Origin of the sequence: Enterobacter cloacae complex sp. BZL2005, assembly GCF_049238885.1 — a bacterium.
Classification (GTDB): Bacteria; Pseudomonadota; Gammaproteobacteria; order Enterobacterales; family Enterobacteriaceae; genus Enterobacter; species Enterobacter roggenkampii.
Map to the genome: position 1 here is coordinate 602,806 of NZ_JBMKGI010000001.1, position 24,939 is coordinate 627,744.

A 24,939-nucleotide genomic window follows, 5' to 3' on the forward strand; every position below is an offset into this window, starting at 1 on the left:
GCGCGCATGTTTCACCGTTTATGGACGTTAATACGCAAAGAGCTGCAATCCCTGCTGCGCGAGCCGCAAACCCGCGCCATTCTGGTGTTGCCGGTGCTGATCCAGGTTTTACTGTTCCCGTTTGCCGCCACCCTTGAGGTGACCAACGCCACCATTGCCATTTACAACGAAGACAACGGCAAACATTCCGTCGAGCTGACGCAGCGCTTTGCGCGTGCGAAGGCCTTTACCCACATCCTGCTGCTGAAAAGCCCGCAGGACATTCAGCCCACCATCGACACGCAAAAAGCGCTGCTGCTGGTGCGGTTCCCGGCGGATTTCTCCCGCAATCTGGATACCTTCCAGACCGCGCCGATGCAGCTGATCCTCGACGGGCGCAACTCCAACAGCGCCCAGATTGCGGCCAACTACCTCCAGCAGGTGGTTAAGGATTACCAGCAGGAGCTGATGGACGGCAAACCGAAGCCCAACAACAGCGAACTGGTGGTGCGCAACTGGTATAACCCAAATCTGGACTACAAGTGGTTTGTGGTGCCGTCGCTGATCGCCATGATCACCACCATCGGGGTGATGATTGTGACCTCTCTCTCCGTCGCCCGCGAGCGCGAACAGGGCACGCTGGATCAGCTGCTGGTCTCTCCGCTCGCCACCTGGCAAATTTTCGTCGGCAAAGCGGTGCCGGCGCTGATTGTCGCCACCTTCCAGGCGACCATCGTGCTGGGCGTGGGAATATGGGCCTACCAGATCCCGTTCGCCGGATCGCTGGCGCTGTTTTACTTCACGATGGTGATTTACGGGCTGTCGCTGGTGGGGTTTGGGCTGCTGATTTCCGCACTCTGCTCGACGCAGCAGCAGGCGTTTATCGGGGTATTCGTCTTTATGATGCCCGCGATCCTGCTCTCCGGGTACGTCTCGCCGGTTGAGAATATGCCGGTGTGGCTCCAGGATCTGACGTGGATAAACCCGATACGCCACTTTACGGATATCACCAAGCAGATCTATCTGAAGGATGCGAGTCTGGATATTGTCTGGGGAAGTTTGTGGCCGCTACTGGTCATCGCGGCCACGACAGGCTCAGTGGCCTATGCGATGTTTAGACGCAACATCGCGTAGCTTTTTCTCTTTGGTCAGCAACGAGACCACCGCAGGCCCTGCGAGGATTGCCAGACCCGCCAGGGCCAGCAGCAGGTTGTTTTGCAGCACGCGTGACAGCAGCCACAGAACAATCATCGCCGCACCAAAGTACCATGTGGTGGTGAGCTCTTCGAGCACGTCACCCACCTCGCGCCAGCGCGCGTCATGGTGGCGCTGTAAAAACAGCATCGACAGCACGGTGACGCCGTAAAGGACGCATAGCCCCAGGCCAACACGTACCAGCGTGCCGCTCATCCAGCCCATCACCAGTACGGCCACGACCAGTAAATGCAACATTATCTGCCAGCAACTCAGGCCAGTTGCGACACGAACACGTTGTTGCCACTTCATGGCTTCTCTCCTGAAGGATTTTTCTCTGCTTAATCAGACTACCGCACTTTACGGAAAATTCCGTAACGCCGCATCTTTTTGTGACGACGACTACACTTTATTTTCATCGGGATAGTCACTCAGGAAGGAGCTTATGACGAAAAAAATGCAGCATTTCTCGCTTAAAGTGCTGACGATAAACATTCATAAGGGCTTCACAGCATTTAACCGCCGCTTCATTTTACCGGAGCTGCGCGACGCGGTGCGCACCGTCAGCGCGGATATTGTCTGCCTGCAGGAGGTGATGGGCGCGCACGAAGTACATCCGCTTCACTTTGAGAACTGGCCCGACACGCCGCACTATGAATTTCTGGCCGATACCATGTGGAGCGATTACGCCTACGGCCGCAACGCGGTCTATCCTGAAGGTCATCACGGCAACGCGGTGCTGTCGCGTTATCCCATTGAACATTATGAAAACCGCGACGTTTCCGTCGGGGAGAGCGAAAAACGCGGCCTGCTCTACTGCCGCATTACCCCGCCCGACCTTGAGCTGCCCATCCACGTCGGCTGCGTTCATCTGGGACTGCGCGAAGCCCATCGTCAGGCGCAGCTGAAAATGCTGGCCGAATGGGCCAACGCGCTGCCTGACGGTGAACCTGTTGTCGTGGCAGGCGATTTCAACGACTGGCGCCAGCGGGCAAACCATCCGTTGAAGGTGGATGCCGGGCTGGAGGAGATCTTCACCCGGGCGAACGGCAGGCCTGCGCGCACGTTCCCGGTCCGTTTCCCGCTGCTGCGGCTTGACCGCATCTACGTTAAAAATGCCCACGCCAGCAGCCCGACCGCCCTGGCGCTTCTCAACTGGCGGCATCTTTCCGACCATGCCCCGCTCAGCGCGGAGATCCACTTATGAAATGTTCCTGGCAGGAAGGCAACCGGATCACGCTGCTGGTCAACGGGGACGAGTATTACCCGGCCGTGTTTAAGGCAATTGATAACGCCCAGCAGAAGGTGATCCTCGAAACCTTTATCTGGTTCGAAGACAACGTCGGCAAGCAGCTGCACAGCGTGCTCCTGCGCGCCGCACAGCGCGGCGTCAAAATTGAAGTACTGCTGGATGGCTACGGCTCGCCGGACCTCAGCGATGGGTTCGTCAATGAACTGACCGCCGCAGGCGTGGTATTCCGCTACTACGATCCCGGCCCTCGCCTGTTCGGCATGCGGACCAATCTTTTCCGCCGAATGCACCGCAAAATTGTGGTGGTGGATGAGACGGTAGCGTTTGTCGGCGGCATTAACTACTCGGCGGAACATATGTCCGACTACGGCCCGGAAGCGAAGCAGGATTACGCCATTCGCATTGAAGGCCCGGTGGTGCAGGACATCTTGCTGTTTGAGCTGGAGAACCTGCCGGGGAAAGAGGCCGTACGCCGCTGGTGGCGACGCCGCCATCGCCCGGAAGAGAACCGGAAGCCCGGCGAAGCGCAGGCGCTTTTCGTCTGGCGCGACAACGGCGAGCACCGGGACGACATTGAACGTCACTATCTCAAGATGCTGGCCAACGCCAAGCGCGAAGTGATCATCGCTAACGCCTACTTTTTCCCGGGCTATCGACTGCTGCATGCCATGCGAAATGCAGCAAGACGCGGCGTGCGCGTGAAGCTGATTGTCCAGGGCGAGCCGGATATGCCGATCGTCAAAGCCGGGGCGCGGCTGCTGTACAACTACCTGGTGAAGGGCGGCGTCCAGATCTACGAATATCGTCGTCGACCGCTGCACGGCAAAGTCGCGCTGATGGACGATCACTGGGCCACCGTGGGCTCCAGCAACCTCGATCCGCTGAGCCTGTCGCTTAACCTTGAAGCCAACCTGATCATTCACGACCGCCAGTTTAACCAGACCCTGCGGGATAACCTGCAGGCGTTGATCGTTAACGACTGCGTGCGCGTGGATGAGTCTATGGTTCCCAAACGCACCTGGTGGAACCTGGGCATCAGCGTGGTGGTGTTCCACTTCCTGCGGCATTTCCCGGCGATGGTCGGCTGGCTGCCGGCGCATACGCCGAAGCTGGCGCAGGTGGACCCGCCGGTACAACCCGAAATGGAAACCCAGGACCGCATAGAAGCGGAAGACGGAGGCAAACCCTGATGTCAAAATCGCATCCACGCTGGCGTCTGGCAAAAAAGATCCTCACCTGGGTATTCTTTATTGCCGTCGCGGTGCTGCTGGTGGTCTACGCGCAGAAAGTGGACTGGGAAGAGGTGTGGAAGGTCATCCGCAACTATAACCGGATGGTGCTGCTGGGCGCGACGGGGCTGGTTATCGTGAGCTACCTGATGTACGGCTGCTATGACCTTCTGGGTCGGGCCTACTGCGGCCACAAGCTGGCCAAACGTCAGGTGATGCTGGTGTCGTTTATCTGCTACGCCTTTAACCTGACGCTGAGCACCTGGGTCGGGGGGATTGGCATGCGCTATCGCCTCTACTCGCGGCTCGGCCTGCCGGGCGGGACCATCACGCGTATTTTTTCCCTGAGCATTACCACCAACTGGCTGGGCTATATCCTGCTCGGCGGGGTGATCTTCACCATCGGCGTCGTGCAGCTGCCCGCGCACTGGTATATCGACGAGGCCACGCTGCGCATTCTGGGCATCGTGCTGCTGCTGATTATCGCCGTTTATCTCTGGGCCTGCGCGTTTGCAAAGCGCCGCCATATGACCATCAAAGGGCAAAAGCTGGTCCTGCCCTCGTGGAAGTTTGCGGTGCTGCAGATGGCGGTCTCCAGCGCCAACTGGATGGCCATGGGGGCGATTATCTGGCTGCTGATTGGCGAGGACGTCAATTACTTCTTCGTGCTGGGCGTGCTGCTGGTGAGCAGCATTGCCGGGGTGATTGTGCACATTCCGGCGGGGATCGGCGTGCTCGAGGCGGTGTTTATTGCCCTGCTGGCCGGGGAGCATGTTTCTCAGGGAACGATTATCGCCGCCCTGCTGGCGTACAGGATGCTGTATTACTTCCTGCCGCTGGCGCTGGCAACGGTCTGCTATCTGGTGCTGGAAAGTCGGGCGAAAAAGCTGCGGGCGAAGAATGAGAGGATGCTAGCGAAGTGAATAAGTCGGGTGGCGGCTTCGCCTTACCCGACCTACGGTTCGCGCTTCGCAGGACGGGCAAGGCGAAGCCGCCACCCGGCAAAGCAATCTTAACGACGGTTGCCTAAAATCCGCAGCAGCATCAGGAACAGGTTGATGAAGTCCAGATAGAGCGTCAGCGCGCCCAGAATCGAGTATTTGCGCAGGTTTGAACTGTCGCGCACGTCGATCTGCTCGCCGATGTTTTTCAGCTTCTGGGTGTCATAGGCCGTCAACCCGACGAAGAGCACCACCCCGATATAGGTCACGGCCCACATCAGCGCGTCGCTCTTGAGCCACAGGTTCACCAGTGACGCCAGCACAATCCCGATCAGCCCCATAAACAGCATGCTGCCGAAACCGCTCAGATCGCGCTTCGTGGTGTAGCCGTACAGGCTCATCGCACCAAACATCCCGCCGGTGACCACGAAGGTGCTGGCGATGGAGGAGTAGGTGTAAACGATGAAAATACTGGAAAGCGTCAGCCCCGTTAGCGCCGAATAGAGCATAAACAGGGTCGTTGCCATGCCGGCACTTAGCTTGTGCACCAGACCCGAAAGCACAAACACCAGCGCCAGCTGCGCAATAATCAGCCCAAAGAAGGTGATTTTGCTGGAGAAGATAAACATCATCAGCTCCGGCGTATTCGCCGCATACCACGCGATAAACGCGGTAAGCAACAGGCCGACCGTCATCCAGCCGTACACCTGAGCCATATACGTCTGCAGGCCGCTACGGGTCTGCTGCACTATTGAATCGGAACGCGGAAATCGGTCCATGATTCACTCCTGATTAAGATTAAGTAGACACACTCGTTAAGAGTAACACATCCACGTAAACCGACTACCAACGGCTGGCGGCCTGTTTATCGCTGTCGCGAGATTCTACCCAGCGATCGCCTTCCGGCGTGGCTTCGCGCTTCCAGAACGGCGCTTTGGTTTTGAGGTAATCCATAATGAACTCCCCTGCCGCAAACGCGCTGCCGCGGTGCGCGCTGGTCACCCCGACAAAGACAATCTCCTCGCCGGGCCACATCTCGCCGATACGGTGAATCACCGTGACGCGTCCGAGCGGCCAGCGGCCTCGCGCCTCGACCACTATCTCCGCCAGCGATTTTTCGGTCATGCCGGGATAGTGCTCCAGCGTCAGCGCCTTCACGCTGTCACCGAGGTTGTGATTGCGCACTTTGCCGGTAAAGGTCACGACCGCACCGTCTTCGTCGCGTTCCGCCAGCCAGCTGTATTCCGTCCCTACGTTAAAGCGCTCAGGGCCAACCAGAATGCGGGTTTCACTCATATTAGCCCCCTGTGACCGGCGGGAAGAAGGCCACTTCATCCCCGGCCTTCAGCGGATGGGTAAGCTCCACCAGCGTCTGGTTAACGGCGGCCAGCAGCTTGCCTTCGTCGAGCGCCAGCGCCCAGCGGTCGCTCTGTGCCGCCAGATGCGCACGCAGGGCCGCAACGTTTTCAAAAGACGCATCCAGCGTCAGGCTGTCGGTATTCACCAGCTCGCGCACCTGCGCAAAAAAGAGCACCTTAATCATGGCTGTCCACCTTAAAATCTCCGGATTTGCCGCCGCTTTTTGCCAGCAGGCGAACCGGGCCAATCACCATGTCTTTCTGCACCGCTTTGCACATGTCGTAGATGGTCAGCGCGGCCACGGACGCTGCCGTCAGCGCCTCCATCTCCACGCCGGTTTTGCCGGTTAAGCGGCACAGCGATTCAATGCGCACGCGATTGTGCTCCGGCTGCGCCTGCAGGTTTACCTCCACCTTGCTCAGCATCAGCGGATGGCACAGCGGAATTAAGTCCCAGGTGCGCTTGGCGGCCTGAATACCGGCGATGCGGGCGGTGGCAAAGACATCACCCTTGTGATGGCTGCCGTCGATAATCATCGCCAGCGTTTCCGGCAGCATGGTGACGAACGCTTCGGCGCGCGCTTCGCGCACCGTTTCCGCTTTGGCGGAGACATCCACCATATGCGCTTCGCCAGCGGCGTTAATGTGGGTCAGTTGTGACATAGCTTATTTCTTTAAATGGGGATGGAAATTACACGGACGGGTACGGGCATCCAACTGCGGGGCGATGATGTTTTCCCACGCGGTGCGGCAGGCTTTGGTCGAGCCCGGCATGGCGAAAATCAGGGTGTTGTTCGCCACCCCGGCAACGGCGCGCGACTGGAGCGTGGAGGTGCCAATCTCTTCAAAGGAGAGCATGCGGAACACCTCGCCGAAGCCTTCCACCTCGCGATCGAACAGCGGGATCAGCGCTTCGGGGGCCTGATCGCCTGCGGTAAAGCCGGTGCCGCCGGTGAGCAGCACCACCTGCACCTCATCGCTGGCGATCCACTGAGAGACCTGCGCGCGAATGGCGTAGCGGTTCTCCTTCACGATCGCTTTATCGACGATGTGATGCCCCGCGTCATGGGCCGCCTCGCGCAGCCAGTGGCCGGAGGTATCATCCTCTTCGCCACGGCGGTCGGAAACGGTAAGGATAGCAATGCGTGTCGGGATAAATTCTGCGCTTACCTGACTCATCTTCTGATTCCTTCTTAAGCCTGATTACCCGCCGATGTAAGACAGGTTCTGAGTAATGCCGGTATTGCCCTGATGCAGGAAGTGGGTCTGTTTTTTATGCGTCAGCGCTTCAGAAATGCGCGCTTCAAGTGCCTCCTGCTGGGCATCGTCTGCCAGCAGATCGCGCAGGTCCACGCCGCCGTCCCCGAACAGGCAGAGATGGAGTTTGCCGACGGAAGAGACGCGCAGGCGGTTGCAGCTGGCGCAGAAGTCTTTCTCGTAAGGCATGATAAGCCCAATTTCGCCTTCGTAATCAGGATGGCAGAAGACCTGCGCCGGGCCGTCGCTGCGCTGGCGGATCTGGTGGATCCAGCCGCGTTTCAGCAGCGCGTCGCGCAGCACCATGCCGGAGATGTGATGACGGCGGAACAGCTCGCTGCCCTCGCCGGTTTCCATCAGCTCAATAAAGCGCAGCTGAATGGGGCGGGATTTGATCCAGGCGAGGAAGGTGTCCAGCTGATGGTGGTTGACGTCGCGCATCAGCACCGTATTGACTTTGACCTTCTCGAACCCGGCGCTGAACGCCGCGTCGATGCCGTCCATCACCTGGCGGAATTTATCCTGGCCGGTAATGGCGTGAAACTGGCGGGCGTCGAGACTGTCCACGCTGACGTTAATGGCGGTTAAGCCCGCATCGCGCCAGGTGGCCACGTCGCGCGCCATGCGGTAACCGTTGGTGGTCACGGCAATCTGGCGAATGCGGTCGTTTTCACGCACGGCGGCAATGATGTCCGGGAAATCACGGCGCAGAGAGGGTTCACCGCCGGTCAGACGCACTTTTTCGGTGCCGAGCTCAGAGAAGGCGCGCGTGACGCGGCGCACTTCATCCACGGAGAGAAAGCCGTTATTGGTGACGCTGCCCGGTTTGTAGCCGTCGGGCAGGCAGTAGGTGCAACGGAAGTTGCACACATCGGTAATCGACAGACGTAAGTAATAAAACTTACGCGCGAAAGCATCAGTAAGTTGTGAAGCCATGTACACCTTTCCAGATACGGGAGGCACAGTCATTTCTTTCTGTACCCTGGTGGCAAATTCGCCACGGCCAGAGCGCCATATCTTTCGACACAGGCACAAGGGCTAGAGTGTATGTTTTCAGTGTTGAAAACGTGGTTAAGGCGATAGTAGCGCGGAAAGTCTGACAGCGCCATTATCGCTTTTCGCTATATAATTGCGTATATAGCGAATCAATCCTGCATTTTCGCTACAGAATACCTAAAAACTGCACTTTCACATTGATATACGTCATTTTGCTTCGGGTGAGGCATCGTCTTTTAGGGGTAGTTAGGTTACTGTTACGCGATCGAACGTGATAAGGAATACGTATGCGCAATCGCACTTTTGCGGATCTTGACCGAGTGGTCGCTCTTGGCGGAGGCCACGGCCTGGGCCGCGTTATGTCCTCTTTGTCGTCACTCGGCTCAAGGCTGACAGGGATAGTGACCACCACCGATAACGGCGGCTCAACCGGGCGGATCAGACGTGCCGAAGGCGGTATTGCCTGGGGCGATATGCGCAACTGCCTGAACCAGTTAATTACCGAGCCGAGCGTCGCGTCGGCGATGTTTGAGTACCGTTTTGGCGGCAATGGCGAACTTTCCGGGCATAACCTCGGAAATCTGATGTTAAAGGCGCTGGATCACCTGAGCGTAAGGCCTCTTGAAGCCATCAATCTGATCCGTAACCTGCTCAAAGTGGACGCATTCCTGATCCCCATGTCTGAACAACCGGTTGACTTGATGGCCATCGACGCCGAAGGGCATGAAGTGTACGGCGAGGTGAATATTGACCAGCTTCTGCTGCCGCCCAAAGAGCTGATGACTTACCCGAGCGTGCCGGCGACGCGTGAAGCCGTAGAAGCAATTGGCGATGCGGATTTAATTCTGATCGGCCCGGGCAGCTTTTACACCAGCCTGATGCCGATCCTGCTGGTGAAAGAGCTTGCGCAGGCGCTGCGCCGCACCCCGGCGCCGATGGTCTATATCGGTAACCTGGGCCGTGAGCTGAGCCCGGCAGCGGCGAGCCTGTCGCTGGCGGACAAGCTGGACCTGATGGAGCAGTACGTCGGTAAGAAAATTATCGACGGTGTCGTGGTTGGGCCAAAAGTGGATGTGACAGGGATTGGCGATCGCGTGGTGGTGCAGGAGCCGCTGGAGGCCTCAGACATCAAGTACCGTCACGACCGCCACCTGCTGCGCGAGGCGCTGGAGAAAGCGATTCAGGCGTTGGGTTAACAAAAACCCCGGTGGCACTGCGCTTACCGGGGCGACAAAAGACGCTAAACCTGTAGGCCCGGTAAGCGCAGCGCCACCGGGCAAAAAACTCACGATGCCGCGATAAACAGATCCCGTAGCTGATGAAGCTGGTCGCGGATCTGCGCCGCCTCTTCGAACTCCAGGTTCTGCGCGTGCTGCATCATCTGCCCTTCCAGCTCGTGAATCTTCTGCTGCAGCGCTTTTGGCGTCAGCACGACGGTATCTTCTTCCACCACTGAACGCGCCTTGCCGCGGCCTTTCGCTTTGGTTTTGGCAATGTTCTGGCCCAGCGCCAGAATATCCACCACCTTCTTGTTCAGCCCCTGCGGCGTAATGCCGTGTTCTTCGTTGTAGCGCTGCTGTTTCTCGCGGCGGCGCTCCGTCTCACCGATCGCTTTCGCCATCGACGGGGTAATTTTGTCACCGTACAGAATCGCTTTACCGTTGACGTTACGCGCGGCGCGGCCAATGGTCTGAATCAGCGAACGCTCGGAACGCAGGAAGCCCTCTTTATCCGCGTCCAGAATCGCCACCAACGAGACTTCCGGCATATCCAGACCTTCCCGCAGCAGGTTAATCCCTACCAGCACGTCAAACTCGCCCAGGCGCAGGTCGCGGATAATCTCCATGCGCTCCACGGTATCGATATCCGAGTGCAGATAACGCACCTTCTCGCCGTGCTCTTCGAGATACTCGGTCAGGTCTTCCGCCATACGCTTGGTGAGCGTGGTCACCAGCACGCGCTCGTTAATGGCGGAACGGGCGCGGATCTCAGAGAGCAGGTCGTCTACCTGCGTCGCCACCGGACGCACCTCGATAATCGGGTCCAGCAGCCCGGTCGGACGCACTACCTGGTCAACCACCTCATCGCCCGATTTTTCCAGCTCGTAGTTGCCCGGCGTGGCCGAGACGTAGATGGTTTGCGGCGCCAGCGCCTCAAACTCTTCGAACTTCATCGGGCGGTTATCCAGCGCTGACGGCAGGCGGAATCCGTACTCCACCAGCGTCTCTTTACGCGCCCGGTCGCCGCGGTACATTCCGCCGATCTGCGGGATCGTGACGTGGGATTCGTCGATCACCAGCAAACCGTCGGCCGGAAGGTAATCAAACAGCGTCGGCGGCGGCTCGCCCGGCCCGCGCCCGGAGAGGAAGCGGGAGTAGTTTTCGATGCCGGAGCAGTAGCCCAGCTCGTTCATCATCTCCAGGTCGAACTGAGTACGCTGGCTGAGGCGCTGCTCTTCCAGCAGCTTATTGTTCGCCAGCAGCACTTTGCGGCGCTCGGCCAGCTCCACTTTGATCTCTTCCATCGCCTGCACGATACGCTCGCGCGGCGTCACGTAGTGCGTTTTCGGGTAGATGGTGAAGCGCTGGATCACCGACTCAACGTGTCCTGTAAGCGGGTCGAAGAGCGACAGGCGTTCGACCTCCTCGTCAAACAGCTCAACGCGCAGCGCCATATCGTCCGATTCCGCCGGGAAGATGTCGATCACTTCGCCGCGCACGCGGAACGTACCACGCTGGAAGGCCTGGTCGTTGCGGGTGTACTGCAGCTCCGCCAGACGACGCAAAATCGCGCGCTGGTCGATGATCATCCCCTGCGTCAGGTGCAGCATCATCTTGAGATAGAGATCCGGGTCGCCCAGGCCGTAAATCGCCGAAACAGAGGCCACCACAACCACATCGCGACGCTCCAGCAGCGCCTTAGTGGCCGACAGTCGCATCTGCTCAATGTGTTCGTTCACCGACGCATCTTTCTCGATGAAGGTATCAGAGCTCGGCACATAGGCTTCTGGCTGGTAGTAATCGTAGTAGGAGACGAAATACTCAACGGCGTTTTCCGGGAAGAACTCTTTCATCTCGCCGTAAAGCTGCGCCGCCAGGGTTTTGTTGGGCGCCAGCACCATCGTAGGGCGCTGGAGATCCGCAATCACGTTGGCAATGGTAAAGGTTTTACCCGAGCCGGTAACCCCGAGCAGCGTCTGGTGCGCCAGCCCATCTTCCAGCCCCTCTTCCAGACGACGGATCGCTTCAGGCTGATCGCCAGACGGACGGAAAGCAGAATTCAATTTGAACGGTTTACTCATGGGCGACAACCTGATGACGTTATAAGCGGCAGGTGAATAATTTTACTCCTTGTTGCCAGGAATGCCAGTAAAAAACACTGGATGAAAAACCAGTAGCATGTCAGGATATTTAGCATAGCGCCTGAATGATTAGCGTGATAGCGGCCAAAATTTGGACAGTGGCAACATAAAACACCAGTCAGGTCAGGTTATCCCCAGAACTTTTTCTTTTTTAACATTTGTCAAGCCAGGTAATGATAGTTTTATGGCAACGGGTGACACTTTCATGACGGGAATTGATTTTATCTAACCAGTTAAAAAATAAACGATATTTTCTAAAGCCGCGTTTCGCGTCAATTTGGGCGTAAGCCGCGTCTTCTCTCGCTTATCGCGTGTTTTCTAACTCTAATGCACATGGTTATCCACAGGAATAGTGGATAACTGCTTCCAGCCCATACAGACTGGCGCTCTGCAAATTCCCGGATTTTCCCACGAGGCGGCAGCAAAAAATTTTTATAGCTCTTTTTTGCTGATTAACAGTCGCGTCATTCATAACCAACTGACGAGATCTTGCTCACATTTCCATCATTTCTGGCTCTGCACCACAACTCAACACCGTCGGCACCGTCGATGTGCAATCCCCCTTTTTAACCCCCGCGCTTCTGTGGCTTATTCCTAAAAAAGACGCTTTTTTAATCACTTTCCGCTTTATGGCAGGGGTTTTGCAGTTTAACAACGAGCCACACCTACACACATTTTTAAGGAGAGAAAGATGTTGAGCCTGCGTGCAGTGAATCAGTTTTACGGAAGTCAACATACGCTATGGAATGTGGATTTAGATTTTCCGCAAGGGATGTGTACAGGCGTCGTTGGCCTGCCGGGGATGGGGAAAACCACCCTCATGAACTGCATCGCCGGGAAAGTGCCCGTCGAAAGCGGCAGCATCATCTGGTATGAGGCGGGCGCGCCGCCGCGCGATTTGCTCAATCCGCCACCAGAACAGCGTTCCGGGCCGGGAATAGGCTATGTCTCGCAGGACAGGCGGATCTTCTCCCAGCTCACGATTGAGGAGAACCTGCATATCGCCATGCGGGCGACGGGGAAACCGAACCCGGAGGCGAAAAATGACGTTTACGACCTGTTCCCGGCGCTCTATGCCTTGCGACGAACCCGCGCCAACATGCTCTCTCCGGACGACCAGTATCAGCTGGCGCTGGCTAATGCGCTGGTGAACCGCCCTCACCTGCTGATCCTGGATGAACCGCTGCACGGCGCGGGGCACAGCGTTGCCCAGAAGCTGGTGCAGCTGCTGGGGCGCTTAAACCGGGAGTTAGGGATGACGGTGCTGTTAGCGGAGCAGCAGCTGTCGTTTATCCGCCGGGTGGCGGACCGTTTCTGTCTGCTCTATCGCGGGCGTAACGTGGCGCAGGGCCACGTTAACGAACTGGATGACGAGCTTATCGCTCACTGGATGTCGCGGGAAGCAAAACGCTGAGATCGAGATAACGTCCGGTTTCGGCATTTTCCGCGCCGTCAGCCAGCCAGGGGATCTCCCCGAGGCACGGCGCGGGAAGGACGCGCCTGAGCGTCGCCAGATACGCCTGATGGCGTTTACCCGGCGCAACCACGTCGTTGGCTATCCAGCCCGCAAGACGCAGCCCTGCCTGCTGTACGGCCTGTGCGGTCAACATGGCGTGATTGATGCAGCCCAGCTTGACGCCGACGACAAGAATGACCGGAAGCTGCTCGGCCTGCACCCAGTCAGCAAACGTCTGCGTGTCTGAAAGCGGCGTAAACCAGCCGCCGGCCCCTTCCACCAGCACCCAGTCGGCCTGATTTTCCAGCGTCCGCAGTCCGGCAGACAGCACGGCGAAATCAATCGGACGGCCTTCATCCGCGCTGACAATGTGCGGCGAGGTCGGTTCGGCAAAGGTGTACGGATTAACTGCAGAATAGGCGAGTTCACGCGTGCTGTTACGCTGGAGCGCCAGCGCGTCGGTGTTGCGTAACCCTTCCGCCGTCATCTCGCTGCCGGACGCCACGGGCTTATACCCGGCGGTGTTTTTCCCGAGCAGCCGTGCCGCCTGCAGCAATGCCGTGCTGGCAACCGTTTTGCCCACTTCTGTGTCCGTGCCGGTGACAAAATAACGTTCAGTCACGTTCGATAACCCCATGAAAAAGTTGATAGGAGAGCGGGAAATGCCCCCGCTGCTGCGGCCAGGCCAGCTCAAGGCGCTGCAGCTGCCCCCGGGTAAGCGGTTTTTTCTCGCGTCCGGTATGCAGGTGCGTGGCGCCGATGCCCTTCAGCGAACGCATGGCGCTGAACGCATCGCTAAAATTGAGCGTGATGGTCTGCATCGTGCTGCGATAGCGCCAGCCTGCCAGCGCCTGCGTCACCTGCTCATGCGATAAAAACCGGTTAGCGTGCGGCTGTTCATCGACTGCCCGCCAGGCCTGATTCAGCTCCGGCAGCGAACTTTCCAGCAGGGTGGTAAAGGCCACCTTCCCGCCCGGCCGCGTCACGCGATAAAGCTCGCGCAGGGCCTGCGGCAGGCTACTGCACCACTGAACCGCCAGATGGCTCCAGACCAGATCGAACTGCGCGTCCGCCAGCGGGATCGCCTCGATATCGGCCAGCAGATAACGATCTGCCGCCTGCCGCTGGCGTGCCTCTTCCAGCATCCGGGCTGAGAGATCGATAGCCGTCACCTGGCTTCCCGCCCCGCGCCAGTAGCGGCTGTTGCTGCCGGGACCACAGCCGGCGTCCAGCACTTGCGCAAACGAGGTCTCGCCAAGGGCGGCCAGAAGCCCCTGCGCGCTCAAACGCTGCAGCTCATCATGCTGCGAATAGCTCTGCGCGGCGCGGCCGAATGCCGCCGCGATGGCCTGCTTATTCACCGGCATCATGGAGCGCCTCCAGCAACGTCTCAATATCCTGTGCTTCATGCGCCGCCGTCAGGGTTAAGCGCAGCCGCGCCGTGCCCGGTGGGACGGTGGGCGGGCGGATGGCCGTGACCCACATGCCCCGCTGGCGCAGCGCCTGTGCCAGTGCCAGCGCGCGGGCATTTTCACCGACAATCACCGGCTGGATAGCGCTCTGCGAATCGGGACTGTGGAAAGGCAGCGCCGCGAGTCCCTGACGGAAGCGCGCAATATGCTCTGCCAGCCGCTGGCGACGCTCATCTCCTTCTGCGCTGCGTATCACCGCCAGCGACGCTGACAGCGCTACGGCCTGCGCCGGAGGCATGCTGGTGCTGTAAATCAGGTGGCGGGCAAACTGCAGCAGATAGTCGGCGACGGGTTCGCTGCACAGCACGGCGGCGCCGCTGACGCCAAAGCCTTTGCCGAAGGTGACAATCAGCAGCTCCGGCTTCACGTTTTGCTGGTATGCGCTCCCGCGCCCTTCGTCGCCCATCACGCCAGTGCCGTGGGCATCGTCCACCAGCAGCCAGGCATGCTGCCGCTTTGCGGCCTCGTGTAGCGCGGCAAGCGGCGCGCTGTCGCCGTCCATGCTGAACACCCCTTCCGTGACCGCCAGCTGTTGTCCGTCGCAGGGTTTATCCAGCAGCGCAGCAAGCTGCCCCGCATCGTTATGGGCAAAACGCCGCAGCTGCGCCGGGCTTAAATTTGCCGCCTCCAGCAGGGAGGCGTGGCTTAAGCGATCGGCGACAATGCGATCGTCCTTGCCCATCAGGGCCGTGATGACCGCCTGGTTGGCGGCAAAGCCGGAGATAAACAGCAGCGCGCGCGGGTAGCCCAGCCAGTCGGCAAGCGCCTCTTCCAGCGCCTGATGCGCCGTGGTGTATCCGCTGACGTGTCCCGATCCGCCGCTGCCCACGCCAAACCGCTCCGCGCCCTGCTGCCAGGCGCGGATAATGGCCGGATGCTGGCTGAGCCCGAGATAGTCGTTGCTGGAGAAATTGCAGAACTGCTGGCCTTCACGGGTAAGAAAACGGCCCGCGCCGTTTTCCACCACCCTGCGAACGCGAAATGCCTCTGCCGCCCGACGCTCGTCGAGCGCAGAGTTGATACGTGCCTGCCAGGTCATACGGCTGCCGCGTTGTAGAACTGGTCGGTGTCGGCGTTAAAAATCTGCTGCTCCAGCTGCTGCTGTTGCTCGTTATCGCCCGTCAGCACCTCGGTCTGATGCGGGTTCAGCCCCAGCTTGCGGAACAGCTGAACGTCTTTGTCCTCTTCCGGGTTCGGCGTGGTCAGCAGCTTGCAGCCGTAGAAGATGGAGTTGGCCCCGGCCATAAAGCACATCGCCTGAGTCTGCTCGTTCATCTGCTCGCGGCCCGCTGAGAGGCGAACGTAAGACGTTGGCATCATGATGCGCGCCACCGCGATGGTGCGGATAAAATCAAACGCATCCACGTCCTCGTTATCCGCCAGCGGCGTGCCCTTGACCTTCACCAGCATGTTGATCGGCACGCTTTCCGGCGGAGTCGGCAGGTTCGCCAGCTGCAGCAGCAGGCCCGCGCGGTCTTTCACCGTCTCGCCTAAGCCCACGATGCCGCCGGAGCAGACCTTGATCCCCGCGTCACGCACCTTATCCAGCGTATCCAGACGCTCCTGGTAGGTACGCGTGGTGATGATATTGCCGTAAAATTCCGGCGAGGTGTCGAGGTTGTGGTTGTAGTAATCCAGCCCCGCCGCCGAGAGGCGCTGCGCCTGCTCTTCGTTGAGCGTGCCGAGGGTCATGCAGGCTTCGAGGCCCATCTCCTTCACGCCCTTCACCATCTGCTCCAGATACGGCATGTCGCGATCGTGCGGGTTCTTCCACGCCGCGCCCATGCAGAAGCGGGTTGATCCAGCGTTTTTCGCCTTGCGCGCGGAGTCGAGGACCTGCTCGACCTCCATCAGGCGCTCTGACTCCAGACCGGTTTTGTAGCGCGCGCTCTGCGGGCAGTATTTGCAGTCTTCGGGGCAGGCGCCGGTCTTGATCGACAGCAGCGTGCTGACCTGAACATGGCGGGGATCGAAGTGCTGGCGATGCACCTGTTGGGCTTCGAACATCAGCTCAAGGAAAGGTTTGTTGAATAATTCAGTAACTTGCGACATCGTCCAGCGTGCGTGGTGAGCCATCGGGCTTCTCCAAAGGGTTTTGTTAATTTTCGGTTCGGTTTATACTCGTAAACCTAAAACTTTTCAAAATGGTTTACAAGTCGATTATGACCCTGGACGATCTCGCCTTCGACAAGCAGCATATCTGGCACCCTTACACCTCCACCACCCGCCCCCTTCCCGTCTATCCGGTGGCCTCCGCCCACGGCTGCGAGCTGCACCTCGCCAGCGGCGAGCGGCTGGTTGACGGGATGTCCTCCTGGTGGGCGGCGATTCACGGGTATAACCACCCGCGCCTGAACGCGGCGATGAAGGCGCAGATTGACCAGATGTCGCACGTGATGTTTGGCGGGATCACCCACCAGCCCGCGGTGGATTTATGCCGCCGTCTGGTGGCGATGACGCCTGACTCGCTGGAGTGCGTGTTCCTGGCGGATTCCGGCTCCGTGGCGGTGGAAGTGGCGATGAAAATGGCGCTGCAGTACTGGCATGCGAAGGGCGAAGCGCGCCAGCGTTTCCTCACCTTCCGCAACGGCTATCACGGGGATACCTTCGGAGCGATGTCGGTGTGCGATCCGGACAACTCCATGCACAGCCTGTGGAAGGGGTATCTGCCTGAAAACCTGTTCGCCCCTGCGCCGCAGAGCCGCTTCGACGGCGAGTGGAACGAGATGGACATGGTCGGCTTCGCCCGACTGATGGCGGCGCATCGTCACGATATTGCTGCCGTCATTCTTGAACCGATCGTGCAGGGCGCGGGCGGAATGCGGATGTACCACCCGGAATGGCTGAAGCGTATTCGCAGGATGTGCGACCGCGAGGGCATTCTGCTGATTGCCGATGAGATCGCCACCGGCTTTGGCCGCACCGGCAAGCTGTTTGCCTGCGAACATGCGGGTATTGCGCCGGATATTCTATGCCTCGGTAAAGCGTTGACCGGCGGCACCATGACGCTCTCCGCCACGCTCACGACCCGCCAGGTGGCCGACACCATCAGCGACGGTGAAGCCGGCTGCTTTATGCACGGCCCGACGTTTATGGGTAACCCGCTGGCCTGCGCCGTGGCGAGTGAAAGCCTTGCGATTCTGGAGAGCGGCGAGTGGCAGACGCAGGTTGCGGCGATAGAAGCGCAGCTGAAATCGGAGCTGAGCGCCGCCTCGGGCGCGAATTTCGTGGCGGACGTGCGCGTGCTGGGCGCCATTGGGGTGATTGAAACCACCCATCCGGTGAATATGGCGGCGCTGCAGCGCTTCTTCGTGGACCAGGGCGTGTGGGTCCGGCCTTTCGGCAAGCTTATCTATCTGATGCCGCCGTACAGCATCACGCCAGAGCAGCTTCGAAAATTAACCGACGCGGTTGTAACAGCCGTTAACATTCCCGCGCATTTCACGATTTAACCCAATGCATTACACTTGCTGAACGAGCGATCAACGAGGGTAAACCGTATGAAAATCATCAGTAAAGATCTGCGCGACGGTGAAAAGCTGCCGGAACGGCACGTTTTCAACGGCATGGGGTATCAGGGCGATAACATCTCCCCGCACCTGGCGTGGGACGAGGTTCCGGCAGGCACCAAAAGCTTTGTCGTGACCTGTTATGACCCGGATGCGCCAACCGGTTCCGGATGGTGGCACTGGATTGTGGCGAACCTGCCTGCCGACACGCGCGTGCTGCCGCAGGGTTCCGGTTCAGACCTGGTTGCCCTGCCTGAAGGTGCCATTCAGACGCGTACTGACTTTGGTAAAGCGGGCTACGGCGGCGCGGCGCCGCCAAAAGGGGAAACCCACCGCTATATCTTCACGGTGCACGCGCTGGACGTGGAGAGAATTGAGGTCGATGAAGGCGCGAGCGGCGCGATGGTCGGGTTTAACGTGCATTTCCATTCTCTGGGGAGCGCGTCGATTACGGCGATGTATTCGTAAAAAAAGCCGGGTGGCGGCTACGCCTTACCCGGCCTGGATTTCGTACTCGTAGGCCCGGTAAGCGCAGCGCCACCGGGCAAAAAAATCACAGCACCGAAGGTAACAGCCCCACCAGCCGCCCTTCTTCCAGAAGCTGCATCGCCTTATCAATATCCGGGGCAAAGAAGCGGTCATCATCGTAATGCGTGACGTGCTCGCGCAGCACCTGGCGCGCCTGCTCCAGCAGCAGGCTGGATTTGAGCCCTTCACGCAGATCGATACCCTGACTTGCAGCCAGCCATTCCACCGCCAGCACGCCGCGGGTGTTGGAGGCCATCTCCCACAGACGACGTCCTGCAGCCGGTGCCATCGAAACGTGATCTTCCTGATTGGCCGAGGTTGGCAGGCTGTCCACGCTGTGCGGGTGCGACAGCGCCTTGTTCTCGCTTGCCAGCGCTGCGGCCGTCACCTGAGCAATCATAAAGCCCGAGTTGACCCCGCCGTTACGCACCAGGAACGGTGGCAGCTGGGACATGTGTTTATCCATCATCAGCGCGATGCGGCGCTCGGACAACGCGCCGACTTCGGCAATCGCCAGCGCGATATTATCCGCCGCCATTGCCACCGGCTCGGCGTGGAAATTACCGCCGGAGACCACCTCGTTTTCCTGGGCGAACACCAGCGGGTTATCGGACACCGCGTTGGCCTCCACCAGCAGCACCTCCGCCGCCTGGCGCAGCTGCGTCAGGCACGCGCCCATCACCTGCGGCTGGCAGCGCAGGGAATACGGATCCTGCACCTTCTCACAGTTGTGGTGTGACTCCGCGATCTCGCTGGTGTCGGTAAGCACGTGACGGTACATCGCGGCGGCATCAATCTGTCCCCGCTGACCGCGCACCTCGTGGATGCGGGCATCGAACGGGCGACGCGAGCCCAGCACCGCTTCGGTGGTCAGCGCACCGCACACCACCGCCGAGGCAAACAGATCTTCCGCTTCAAACAGGCCGCGCAGCGCGAAGGCGGTCGATGCCTGAGTGCCGTTCAGCAACGCCAGCCCCTCTTTCGCCGCCAGCGTGATCGGCGTTAAGCCGGCTTTTTTCAGCGCCTCTTTCGCAGGCAGCCACTCGCCCTGCCAGCGCGCTTTGCCTTCGCCCAGCAGCAGCAGCGACATGTGCGCCAGCGGCGCGAGATCGCCGGAGGCACCGACGGAGCCCTTCGCCGGGATCCACGGATAGACCTCCGCATTAACCAGCGCCATCAGCGCCTGAATCACGCTCAGGCGAATGCCGGAGAAACCGCGCGCCAGGCTGTTGATTTTGAGCACCATCATCAGACGGACAATCTCATCGTCAAGCGGCTGACCCACGCCCGCCGCGTGCGACAGCACCAGCGAACGCTGCAGGTTTTCCAGATCGTGCGTCGCGATGCGGGTCTGCGCCAGCAGCCCAAAGCCGGTATTAATCCCGTAAGCCGTGCGCCCTTCGGCAACGATGGCTTCAACGCAGGCCACGCTGTCGTTAATGGCGGCGTGGGCGCTTTCATCCAGCGACAGGGTGACCGGCTGACGCCAGACGTTACGCAGCTGCTTGAGCGTCAGTGAGCCGGGAGTGAGTGTTAACGCGTTCATTCATGCTTTCCTTGTGTGGCAGGGATCATCGGCAGGTTAAGTCCCTGCTCTTTGGCACAGTCAATGGCAATCTCGTAACCCGCATCCGCGTGACGCATCACGCCGGTGGCCGGGTCGTTGTGGAGCACGCGGGCGATACGCGCGGCGGCTTCATCGGTACCGTCGCAGACGATGACCATCCCGGAATGCTGGGAGAAGCCCATCCCCACGCCGCCGCCGTGGTGCAGCGACACCCAGGTCGCGCCGCTGGCGGTGTTGAGCAGGGCGTTCAGCAATGGCCAGTCGGAGACCGCGTCCGAGCCGTCGCGCATGGCTTCGGTTTCGCGGTTCGGGCTGGCGACGGAGCCGGAGTCCAGGTGGTCTCGGCCGATGACGATCGGCGCGGAAACTTCACCGCTGCGCACCATTTCGTTGAAGGCGAGGCCCAGTTTTTGACGCCACTCCAGCCCTACCCAGCAGATACGCGCCGGCAGGCCCTGGAAGTTAATGCGCTCGCGGGCCATGTCCAGCCAGTGGTGAAGATGCTCGTCATCCGCGACGATCTCCTTCACTTTGGCGTCGGTTTTGTAGATATCCTCCGGGTCACCGGACAGGGCAACCCAGCGGAACGGACCGATGCCGCGGCAGAACAGCGGGCGGATATAGGCCGGGACGAAGCCCGGGAAGTCGAAGGCGTTACTCACGCCCATCTCTTTCGCCATCTGGCGGATGTTGTTGCCGTAGTCAAAGGTCGGAATGCCCATCTGGCTGAAGGCCAGCATCGCGGAGACGTGTTCCGCCATGGCGCGTTTCGCGGCAAGCACCGTGCCTTCCGGGTCGATCTCCGCTTTTTGCTGATAGTCTTCCCACGACCAGCCTTTTGGCAGGTAGCCGTGCAGCGGGTCATGGGCGCTGGTCTGGTCGGTGACCAGATCCGGGCGCACGCCGCGGGCAACGAGTTCAGGAAGAATGTCCGCCGCGTTGCCGCACAGGGCAATCGACACCGCTTTGCCTTCGGACGTGTATTTTTTGATGCGCGCCAGCGCGTCATCGAGATTCTCGGCCTGTTCGTCGACGTAACGGGTACGCAGACGGAAATCAATGCGGCTCTGCTGGCACTCAATGTTCAGCGAGCACGCGCCGGCCAGCGTGGCGGCCAGCGGCTGCGCGCCGCCCATCCCGCCAAGACCGGCGGTCAATACCCAGCGGCCTTTCAGCGAGCCGTTGTAGTGCTGGCGACCGGCCTCCACGAAGGTTTCGTAGGTGCCCTGCACGATCCCCTGGCTGCCGATGTAGATCCAGCTCCCGGCGGTCATCTGGCCATACATCGCCAGCCCTTTCGCGTCGAGTTCGTTGAAGTGTTCCCAGGTGGCCCAGTGCGGCACGAGGTTAGAGTTGGCGATCAGCACGCGCGGGGCATTTTTGTGGGTTTTAAACACGCCAACCGGCTTGCCGGACTGCACCAGCAGGGTTTCGTCGTTTTCGAGTTCGGTCAGTGCCTTAACAATGGCGTCATAGCATTCCCAGTTGCGCGCGGCGCGGCCTATGCCGCCGTAGACCACCAGCTCGTGGGGGTTTTCCGCCACCTCAGGATCAAGGTTGTTCATCAACATGCGCAGCGGGGCTTCGGTGAGCCAGCTTTTGGCGGTAAGGGTGGTGCCGCGCGCGGCGCGGACGTCCTGCTGGCGGTATTTACCTGACGACATTGTGTGCTCCTATACGGGACAGATGATGCATTTAGATATACTTGTATAGACAAGCACACACAAGGTCAGATTTAACAAAAAATATACAATTTTGTTATATTGCGTTAGCGATCACGCTTATAAAACTTATGACATAAAGTGGCCCTGCAGCCGGTAACGGTTCCCCGGGAAAAGCAGCCGGGCATGTGACACGATGTGCGACGAGGACCAGGTTCGACGGCGGATCAGCAGGCACGGGTCGTGCTCTTTAATGCGCAGCCGTTCGCACTCCTGCGGCGTGGCGCGCACGGCTTCCACAATGTGCTCTCCTTCCGTCAGCGGTGCGACGAGCGAGAGATAGGCGTGCGGCGTGGTCTGGGTGTAATCCTGGTTCAGATAGTCCGGTATCCGTTCGGCGTTCACGCAGCGATCCTCAATCTGCACCGGAATGTCGTTTTCGAAATGCACCATCACCGAGTGGAAGATGCGGCTGCCTTCTTTAACATTCAGCTCTACCGCCTGCTCGGCGCTGGCCTGGGTCTCTTCGAGCACCAGCACCTCACAGCGGTGCTGATGATTACGCGCGGCAATCTCGTCCGCAATGCTGCGGATTTCAAACAGGGCGGACTGCCCTTTCGGCTCCGCCACAAACGTCCCGACGCCCTGCAGGCGCACCAGAAGCCCTTCGTCGGTCAGCTCGCGCAGCGCCCGGTTGACGGTCATCCGGCTAAAGCCAAACTGCGCCACCAGATCGGCCTCCGAGGGAATGCGGTCGTGCGGCCGCCAGACGCCGGTGGCGATTTTTTCGCTGATCGCCTGCTTCACCTTTTCGTAGAAAGGCGCGGGAGGGCTCGACGGCGGCAAGGGTGAGCGTGAAAACATCGTGACTCCTTGAATAGTGTTATGCCCACCAGTGAGCAATTTGCCAGGCCAGACGGGCGGCAAGCTTTGCGCCCTGCCCGTCCCGATCGAACTGCGGGTTAAACTCTACCAGATCGGCGGCCTGTAGCTTACCGCTACGGCAGATTTGTTCGATGACGGGGAGGAGATCCAGTGCCGGTATGCCTAACGCAGCCGGAGCGGAAACGGCAGGCATTTCGCTGGCGGGCAGGACGTCCAGATCGATTGTCAGGTAGACGCGATCGGCCTGGGCCAGCACCTTTTCCAGCGCGGATAGCGCATCGCGCCTGAAATGGAGATCCTCCACCAGCGTGACGTTCAGGCGTTCAGCCTCATCCCACAGCGCCTGCGTGTTCGCCGCCCGGCTCACGCCAAAGCAGGCGTACTGAAATGCCCGCCCGCGCTCAGCGCAGTAGTGCGCCAGCTGGCGAAACGGCGTGCCGGACGTCGCCCGGTCGGCCTTGCGCAGATCGAGATGGGCATCCAGGTTGATAATGACAACCCGCTCGTTCGGGAAGGCGTCCAGCACGCCGCGACCGTGCGCCCACGCGGTTTCGTGTCCGCCGCCAAAGACCAGCGTGCGCATCCCGGAGCGCTGGCAGGCTGTCACGGCATCGCTTAACGCCTGCTGTGCCGCTTCCAGGTCGTCACCTTCAACGTAAACCGACCCCATATCCGCCAGCCGCTCGTGTCCCAGATGGCTTGCCATATTTGCCAGCGCCTTACGCAGCACATCAGGCGCCTGCACGGCGCCGGGCCTGCCCTGATTGCGTTTTACCCCTGCATCACATTCAAAGCCTATCATCGCAATGCCGGATGCCAGCGGCGTGAACGCCCCCTGCTGCCGTATCGTCTGGAAAATGCGCGTTGCGTTGCTGGCCTCGGCGCTGTCGTCGCGCCCCTGCCAGACCGTTTCGGCGACGGGCCGCCATAACCTCATACTGCCTCCCCACGGAAAATACGTTGATACAGCGGATTGCGTCCCGGCTCGTAGACCATCTCTACCGGATGATGCGCATCCCAGATGATGAAATCGGCGACAAACCCGGCCCGCAGCTGTCCGTGGGTTTCCCCGCGGCCCAGCGCCTGCGCGGCATGGCGCGTGACGCCAGCCCAGGCTTCCTCGGGCGTCAGGCCAAACTGGACGCAGGCCATGTTCATCGCCAGGTGCAGGCTGGCAAACGGGCTGGTGCCGGGGTTATAGTCGGTGGCGACCGCCATCGGCACGCCCTGTTTTCTGAGCTGTTCCACCGGCGGACGCTGGCGCTCCTGCAGAAAATAGAACGCGCCCGGCAACAGGACCGCAACCGTGCCGCTTTGCGCCATCGCCTGAACGCCTGCGTCGTCAAGATATTCGATATGATCGGCTGAGCGTCCTTCATACCGGCTGACCAGCGCCGCACCGCCCTGATTCGACAGCTGCTCGACGTGCCCTTTCACCGGAATACCGAGCGCGGTCGCCGCCTTGAAGAGGCGCTCGGTTTGCGACGGGGTAAAGCCGACGTTTTCACAGAACACGTCGACCGCTTCAAACAACTCTTTTTGCCACAGCGTGGGCAATATTTGCTCGCAGACCAGCGTGAGGTAGGCATCCGGATCCTGTCGGTATTCCGGCGGAACGGCATGGGCCGCCAGCAGCGTTGGGCTGATATCGATCGGATTATTGAGGCTCAGCTGGCGTGCGACCTGCAGCATTTTCTCTTCGGCCTCGGCGTTGAGGCCGTATCCCGATTTGATTTCAATCGTGGTCACGCCTTCATTCATCAGACGCTGAAGCCGCTGCTGTGCCAGCTTAAGCAGGGTTTCGGGTGAACTGCTGCGCGTCGCCGTCACGGTCGCGTTAATCCCGCCCCCCTGGGCGCTGATGGTTTGATAAGAGACACCGTTCAGACGCTGCTCCCACTCCGCCGCGCGATCGCCGCCAAACACCAGGTGGGTATGGCAGTCAATCAGGCCCGGGGTGACCAGACGACCCTGAAGATCGACACAGTGAGTGTGTCCGGCCGGAATGTCAGATTCAGGTATCACGGCCAGGATAGTTTGACCCCGTATAACCAGGGCGTGTTGATCTTTCAGTCCATAGGGCGCACGGACGTCCGGCGCCATCGTAGCCAGTCGCGCATTTCGCCATATCACATCGTCAGGATGAATCTGCTGCATGGGCTTTCCACTTGTCATGGGTTGTATAGACATTTATTTTCATCTGTTGTCTGCTGTCAACCGAGTTTGCGGAAAATGTTATTTATTTGTGATCACTTACCCGCCGCTCCAGGGCTAAAAATGCAACTTTTACCCTT

25 protein-coding genes and 1 riboswitch are annotated in these 24,939 nt (G+C 59.8%); of the genes, 8 read left to right on the forward strand and 17 right to left on the reverse strand.

The window, feature by feature from the left end; translation table 11 throughout:
- The first annotated feature begins 6 nt into the window (after positions 1–6).
- Complete coding sequence (locus ACOTXI_RS03065) at positions 7–1,113, forward strand: ABC transporter permease (protein WP_008501150.1); 1,107 nt, start codon at positions 7–9, stop codon at positions 1,111–1,113.
- On the opposite strand, the gene ACOTXI_RS03070 is transcribed toward ACOTXI_RS03065, so the two are convergent.
- Complete coding sequence (locus ACOTXI_RS03070; protein WP_008501149.1) at positions 1,075–1,485, reverse strand: YbhQ family protein; 411 nt, start codon at positions 1,483–1,485, stop codon at positions 1,075–1,077. The two genes, ACOTXI_RS03065 and ACOTXI_RS03070, sit on opposite strands and share 39 nt — an antisense overlap.
- A gap of 133 nt (positions 1,486–1,618) precedes the next feature.
- On the opposite strand from ACOTXI_RS03070, the gene ACOTXI_RS03075 reads away from it, so the two are divergent.
- The 3 genes from ACOTXI_RS03075 to ACOTXI_RS03085 are packed head-to-tail and all read left to right on the forward strand — an operon-like array spanning position 1,619 to position 4,577.
- Positions 1,619–2,380: an endonuclease/exonuclease/phosphatase family protein gene (locus ACOTXI_RS03075; RefSeq protein WP_008501148.1), complete on the forward strand. Its 762-nt coding sequence runs from the start codon at positions 1,619–1,621 to the stop codon at positions 2,378–2,380.
- Positions 2,377–3,615 (forward strand): cardiolipin synthase ClsB, encoded by a 1,239-nt coding sequence (gene clsB, locus ACOTXI_RS03080; RefSeq protein ID WP_058654720.1) that lies wholly within the window; start codon positions 2,377–2,379, stop codon positions 3,613–3,615. The genes ACOTXI_RS03075 and clsB overlap by 4 nt, the downstream gene beginning before the upstream one ends.
- Entirely contained in the window at positions 3,615–4,577 is a 963-nt protein-coding gene (locus ACOTXI_RS03085; RefSeq protein WP_008501146.1) for a lysylphosphatidylglycerol synthase domain-containing protein, read from the forward strand. The genes clsB and ACOTXI_RS03085 overlap by 1 nt, the downstream gene beginning before the upstream one ends.
- A gap of 89 nt (positions 4,578–4,666) precedes the next feature.
- Here ACOTXI_RS03085 and ACOTXI_RS03090 read toward each other — a convergent pair whose 3' ends face one another.
- From ACOTXI_RS03090 to moaA, 6 genes are all read right to left on the reverse strand, one after another.
- Entirely contained in the window at positions 4,667–5,374 is a 708-nt protein-coding gene (locus ACOTXI_RS03090; RefSeq protein ID WP_008501145.1) for a Bax inhibitor-1/YccA family protein, read from the reverse strand.
- A gap of 64 nt (positions 5,375–5,438) precedes the next feature.
- A complete protein-coding gene (gene moaE / locus ACOTXI_RS03095; protein WP_008501144.1) occupies positions 5,439–5,891 on the reverse strand; it encodes a molybdopterin synthase catalytic subunit MoaE in 453 nt (150 codons plus the stop codon).
- A 1-nt stretch (position 5,892) separates the two neighbouring features.
- Positions 5,893–6,138 carry a molybdopterin synthase sulfur carrier subunit gene (gene moaD / locus ACOTXI_RS03100; protein ID WP_008501143.1) on the reverse strand — a complete coding sequence of 82 codons (246 nt, stop codon included), beginning with the start codon at positions 6,136–6,138 and terminating at the stop codon, positions 5,893–5,895.
- Complete coding sequence (gene moaC / locus ACOTXI_RS03105; RefSeq protein ID WP_008501142.1) at positions 6,131–6,616, reverse strand: cyclic pyranopterin monophosphate synthase MoaC; 486 nt, start codon at positions 6,614–6,616, stop codon at positions 6,131–6,133. The genes moaD and moaC overlap by 8 nt, the downstream gene beginning before the upstream one ends.
- Before the next feature lie 3 nt (positions 6,617–6,619).
- Complete coding sequence (moaB, locus tag ACOTXI_RS03110) at positions 6,620–7,132, reverse strand: molybdenum cofactor biosynthesis protein B (RefSeq protein ID WP_008501141.1); 513 nt, start codon at positions 7,130–7,132, stop codon at positions 6,620–6,622.
- A 24-nt stretch (positions 7,133–7,156) separates the two neighbouring features.
- Positions 7,157–8,146, reverse strand: coding sequence for a GTP 3',8-cyclase MoaA (moaA, locus tag ACOTXI_RS03115; RefSeq protein ID WP_008501140.1), 990 nt, complete (start codon positions 8,144–8,146; stop codon positions 7,157–7,159).
- Positions 8,134–8,268: riboswitch (molybdenum cofactor riboswitch) on the reverse strand. Its footprint overlaps the gene before it by 13 nt.
- A gap of 225 nt (positions 8,269–8,493) precedes the next feature.
- Here moaA and yvcK point away from each other — a divergent pair.
- The gene (gene yvcK, locus ACOTXI_RS03120) at positions 8,494–9,402 is read left to right on the forward strand and encodes a uridine diphosphate-N-acetylglucosamine-binding protein YvcK (RefSeq protein WP_008501139.1); all 909 of its coding nucleotides are present in this window, start codon (positions 8,494–8,496) and stop codon (positions 9,400–9,402) included.
- An 89-nt stretch (positions 9,403–9,491) separates the two neighbouring features.
- Here the strand turns inward: yvcK and uvrB are convergent, their stop codons facing one another.
- Positions 9,492–11,507 (reverse strand): excinuclease ABC subunit UvrB, encoded by a 2,016-nt coding sequence (gene uvrB / locus ACOTXI_RS03125; RefSeq protein WP_008501138.1) that lies wholly within the window; start codon positions 11,505–11,507, stop codon positions 9,492–9,494.
- 751 nt (positions 11,508–12,258) lie between these two features.
- Here uvrB and ACOTXI_RS03130 point away from each other — a divergent pair.
- A complete protein-coding gene (locus ACOTXI_RS03130; RefSeq protein ID WP_058654723.1) occupies positions 12,259–12,981 on the forward strand; it encodes an ABC transporter ATP-binding protein in 723 nt (240 codons plus the stop codon).
- On the opposite strand, the gene bioD is transcribed toward ACOTXI_RS03130, so the two are convergent.
- From bioD to bioB, 4 genes are read right to left on the reverse strand one after another with little or no spacing between them, the layout of a single operon-like run.
- Positions 12,944–13,645 (reverse strand): dethiobiotin synthase, encoded by a 702-nt coding sequence (gene bioD / locus ACOTXI_RS03135; protein ID WP_023343618.1) that lies wholly within the window; start codon positions 13,643–13,645, stop codon positions 12,944–12,946. The genes ACOTXI_RS03130 and bioD overlap by 38 nt on opposite strands.
- A complete protein-coding gene (gene bioC, locus ACOTXI_RS03140) occupies positions 13,638–14,393 on the reverse strand; it encodes a malonyl-ACP O-methyltransferase BioC (RefSeq protein WP_058654724.1) in 756 nt (251 codons plus the stop codon). The genes bioD and bioC overlap by 8 nt, the downstream gene beginning before the upstream one ends.
- Complete coding sequence (gene bioF, locus ACOTXI_RS03145; protein ID WP_058654726.1) at positions 14,377–15,534, reverse strand: 8-amino-7-oxononanoate synthase; 1,158 nt, start codon at positions 15,532–15,534, stop codon at positions 14,377–14,379. Before bioF ends, bioC begins: the two co-directional genes overlap by 17 nt.
- Positions 15,531–16,571 (reverse strand): biotin synthase BioB, encoded by a 1,041-nt coding sequence (gene bioB, locus ACOTXI_RS03150; RefSeq protein WP_008501133.1) that lies wholly within the window; start codon positions 16,569–16,571, stop codon positions 15,531–15,533. The genes bioF and bioB overlap by 4 nt, the downstream gene beginning before the upstream one ends.
- 86 nt (positions 16,572–16,657) lie before the next feature.
- Between bioB and bioA the strand changes: the two genes are divergently transcribed.
- Together bioA and ACOTXI_RS03160 are read left to right on the forward strand one after the other, a co-directional pair.
- Positions 16,658–17,947, forward strand: coding sequence for an adenosylmethionine--8-amino-7-oxononanoate transaminase (gene bioA / locus ACOTXI_RS03155; RefSeq protein ID WP_072205913.1), 1,290 nt, complete (start codon positions 16,658–16,660; stop codon positions 17,945–17,947).
- Between the two features lie 48 nt (positions 17,948–17,995).
- A complete protein-coding gene (locus tag ACOTXI_RS03160) occupies positions 17,996–18,472 on the forward strand; it encodes a kinase inhibitor (RefSeq protein ID WP_021240999.1) in 477 nt (158 codons plus the stop codon).
- An 85-nt stretch (positions 18,473–18,557) separates the two neighbouring features.
- Here ACOTXI_RS03160 and hutH read toward each other — a convergent pair whose 3' ends face one another.
- From hutH to hutI, 5 genes are all read right to left on the reverse strand, one after another.
- Complete coding sequence (hutH, locus tag ACOTXI_RS03165; RefSeq protein WP_058654730.1) at positions 18,558–20,078, reverse strand: histidine ammonia-lyase; 1,521 nt, start codon at positions 20,076–20,078, stop codon at positions 18,558–18,560.
- Positions 20,075–21,763 (reverse strand): urocanate hydratase, encoded by a 1,689-nt coding sequence (gene hutU, locus ACOTXI_RS03170; RefSeq protein ID WP_008501128.1) that lies wholly within the window; start codon positions 21,761–21,763, stop codon positions 20,075–20,077. The genes hutH and hutU overlap by 4 nt, the downstream gene beginning before the upstream one ends.
- 126 nt (positions 21,764–21,889) lie before the next feature.
- Complete coding sequence (locus ACOTXI_RS03175; protein WP_045417467.1) at positions 21,890–22,624, reverse strand: histidine utilization repressor; 735 nt, start codon at positions 22,622–22,624, stop codon at positions 21,890–21,892.
- 19 nt (positions 22,625–22,643) lie between these two features.
- Positions 22,644–23,582, reverse strand: coding sequence for a formimidoylglutamase (hutG, locus tag ACOTXI_RS03180; protein ID WP_058654732.1), 939 nt, complete (start codon positions 23,580–23,582; stop codon positions 22,644–22,646).
- On the reverse strand, positions 23,579–24,802 hold the full coding sequence (gene hutI / locus ACOTXI_RS03185) for an imidazolonepropionase (RefSeq protein ID WP_058654734.1): 1,224 nt from the start codon (positions 24,800–24,802) through the stop codon (positions 23,579–23,581). The genes hutG and hutI overlap by 4 nt, the downstream gene beginning before the upstream one ends.
- Positions 24,803–24,939: the final 137 nt, after the last annotated feature.